The sequence below is a fragment of the Pseudomonas sp. EL_65y_Pfl2_R96 genome, assembly GCF_963970905.1.
Classification (GTDB): Bacteria; Pseudomonadota; Gammaproteobacteria; order Pseudomonadales; family Pseudomonadaceae; genus Aquipseudomonas.
The window spans coordinates 1-3,085 of the sequence record NZ_CAXAQH010000067.1; the positions used below are offsets into that span (position 1 = coordinate 1).

The following is a 3,085-nucleotide window of genomic DNA, read 5'->3' on the forward strand; positions in this document are numbered from 1 at the left end:
AGTGACGCACGGCCGAATCGTATTCAACGTGAGCGGTGTTGATGGTGATACCACGAGCTTTTTCTTCTGGGGCGCTGTCGATCTTGTCGAAGTCAACCTTGGCCGAACCGAAAACTTCGGAGCAGACACGGGTCAGAGCAGCGGTCAGAGTGGTTTTACCGTGGTCGACGTGACCAATGGTACCAACGTTGACGTGCGGCTTATTACGTTCGAACTTTTCCTTAGCCATCGAAATCACCCCTAGCAGAAGAATTAAGCAAGTAACATCAGCCATTAAAACAAAGGCAGATATTTTCATATCTGCCTTGTTATATGGAGCTCTTGAGCGGATTTGAACCGCTGACCTCACCCTTACCAAGGGTGTGCTCTACCAACTGAGCTACAAGAGCGAAACACATTGCACAACCTGCAAACTTGGAGCGGGTAGCGGGAATCGAACCCGCATCATCAGCTTGGAAGGCTGAGGTTCTACCACTAAACTATACCCGCGGAGCTTGCAGCTCACGCTAAAATCTGGTGGAGGGGGAAGGATTCGAACCTTCGAAGTCGTAGACGTCAGATTTACAGTCTGATCCCTTTGGCCGCTCGGGAACCCCTCCTAAGCGAGCCGGCATTCTATATCATGCCAGCCTTCTGTCAAGCATTTTCTCATTAAAAACCTGAGGTTAGCTGCGTTGACCTCGCCTTGCACCGTCAACCTTCAGAAGGTCTTCACTGCGAAGCGGGCGCCATTCTATGCAAACTATCCGGCAGGCGCAACCCCCTCACACGGCATTATTTTATGTTTTAACTCATTGAATTCTTTAGAAAGGTTTTGCAGCTGCGAGTCATCCAGCAAACGCCGGCTTTCCGGCACCACACGCACCCAGTAACCAGCATATTCAGGGAGATCCTTTGGCAAGGGCTGAAACTTGATGTCCATGCCACTCAATCGACGCTCGATGGCCTGAGCGACTTCCTGCCGAACAGAACCTCCCAGATAGAGACAACCACTGTCCACCTGCGCGGATTTTCCTTTGTCTCGATTCTTATCAGTCGCTTCGCTCAACAAGCGAATGTCCTGCTGTGAACCGCGGTACAAACTCAAGGGGGTTACATCTTTCGCTCGAAGCGGGGCCTCCTGTTGGTGCCAGACGTAATAGAACACATTGAGAACAAGCAGTAACAGGAACAACCAACGCATAAAGACCTCAGGACAAGGGACATGCCATAGCCAAACCTACGAATACCAGATCAGGGACGACCCTGGCCTTGGGCACAATCTCAGACACCAGTTCAGCGTCCCCCCCCGTGAGGAATACAGCAAAATCTTCTCCCCAATAGCTGCGCGCCAACTCCAGCTGAGTCAGAACAAAACCTCTCAGCATCAACGAGCAACCTCGTTCGACCGCCTCGACGGTTGTACGTCCTGGCGCGAAACTCTCCAGAGCACGCTCGGCAGCAAGATCTCCATAGCGAATTCTACGGGTATGGGTACGCAGCTGGTTGCGCATCAATGGCATCCCAGGACAGATGAATCCTCCGAGATGCTCACCATCCCTGGCAATAAAATCAGCAGTAACAGCGGTACCAAAGTCCAGCACCAGACAAGCCCCCGAAGCCAGATGAAATCCTCCGAGCATTGCAAGCCAGCGATCGAGCCCTAGCCGCTCGAATTCCTCGTAGCCATTTCGAACTCCAGACATTTCGCGAGCCGGTACCGCGCACACCACGGAAACGCCGAAAGCCTCTGCAAGCATAGAAATTAATGCATTGGTTTCTTCTGCGGTTCTGACGCTGACCAACCGGCAATGTTTGAGATCGAGCCCTGCAAGCCCTTTCAAACTTTCCAGCAACGCAAAATCCGAGTCAACGACACCCTCACCAACCACCCGCCGAATATCCGCGCCGAGCACACGCCACTTGATGAAACTGTTTCCACAATCGAGCTCAAGAATCATCACGCAACCTCAGGCTGAGCTCACCACCACTAAAGACTTTTTCCACACCATCCACCTTCAAGCGCAAGGCACCCTGACTATCGATACCCAGCACCTCTCCATCTATCTGACTAACACCGGCTATCAACGACACCGCCCGCCCCTGCCATAGATGATTTTGCTCCCACTCTGCCTGGATAGCTGAAAATCCGTTGGCCTGGTGGCGACTCAAGTAGGTCTGAAGCATCGACCCCAACTCCGCAACCAGGTGATTACGATCAATCACCTTACCCGACTCGAGCCGCATGGAGGTCCACTGCTGATCAACCTCGTCGGTCATCTGCATGTTTACATTGATTCCAACACCGATCACTACGTGACACACATCAGCAGGATCCCCCACTAGCTCAAGCAATATTCCAGCAATCTTTTTCCGGCCTACCAGAACATCATTAGGCCACTTCAATCCCACCGCTGAAACGCCAAGCACTCGCAAGGCTTGCATTACGGCGAGTCCCACAACAAGACTCAGGCCTTCGAGCTGCCGCATCCCACCCTCAATGCGCAACACCAGACTGTAATAGATGTTTTCCGCGAACGGGCTTACCCACTTGCGCCCGCGCCGCCCGCGCCCAGCTGTCTGTCGCTCAGCGAGCACCAGAAACGGCGCAGCCTGACCACGCCCGATGGCGCGCAAGGCTTCAGCGTTGGTAGAGTCAATTGAGTCGAAGACTAAAATGGGCCACTCGCAGGAAGGCGCCCTCGCGCTTATCTCAACAGGATCAAGCAGCGTCAATGGCGCAGCCAGTTGATAGCCGCGACCGCGCACTTTGTGGATAGATAAACCGAGCTCAGCCTCCAAATGCTGAAGCTGCTTCCATACGGCACTACGACTGACGCCCAAGGCAACGCCCAGGGCCTGGCCCGAATGGAATCGGCCATCCTTAAGAAGCTTTAACAACGTCAGCATGCAAGCCTCGCCTCACAATGAGGCCCGCATGATAGCCATGCCCCGAGCCGTTGCATAGAAACCCCGCAGGTGAACTTTCCTGCGGGCAAAACAAAACCCCTACCTGCATACGCAGATAGGGGTTTCGGAATTTAATCTTGACGATGACCTACTCTCACATGGGGAAACCCCACACTACCATCGGCGATGCATCGTT

4 protein-coding genes and 3 tRNA genes are annotated in these 3,085 nt (G+C 53.5%); all 7 read right to left on the reverse strand.

Annotated elements, in window-relative coordinates:
* The coding region (locus tag AACY49_RS29305; RefSeq protein ID WP_339527552.1) for a GTP-binding protein at positions 1-229 on the reverse strand (229 nt) is incomplete at its 3' end.
* An 84-nt stretch (positions 230-313) separates the two neighbouring features.
* A tRNA-Thr gene (locus tag AACY49_RS29310) sits at positions 314-389 on the reverse strand.
* 26 nt (positions 390-415) lie between these two features.
* Positions 416-489 (reverse strand) — tRNA-Gly (locus AACY49_RS29315).
* A 25-nt stretch (positions 490-514) separates the two neighbouring features.
* Positions 515-599: transfer RNA gene (locus AACY49_RS29320), tRNA-Tyr, on the reverse strand.
* A gap of 143 nt (positions 600-742) precedes the next feature.
* Positions 743-1,183 carry a hypothetical protein gene (locus AACY49_RS29325; protein WP_258698828.1) on the reverse strand — a complete coding sequence of 147 codons (441 nt, stop codon included), beginning with the start codon at positions 1,181-1,183 and terminating at the stop codon, positions 743-745.
* 7 nt (positions 1,184-1,190) lie between these two features.
* Entirely contained in the window at positions 1,191-1,940 is a 750-nt protein-coding gene (locus AACY49_RS29330; protein WP_258698827.1) for a pantothenate kinase, read from the reverse strand.
* A complete protein-coding gene (birA, locus tag AACY49_RS29335) occupies positions 1,930-2,889 on the reverse strand; it encodes a bifunctional biotin--[acetyl-CoA-carboxylase] ligase/biotin operon repressor BirA (RefSeq protein WP_258698826.1) in 960 nt (319 codons plus the stop codon). Before birA ends, AACY49_RS29330 begins: the two co-directional genes overlap by 11 nt.
* Between the last annotated feature and the right edge of the window lie 196 nt (positions 2,890-3,085).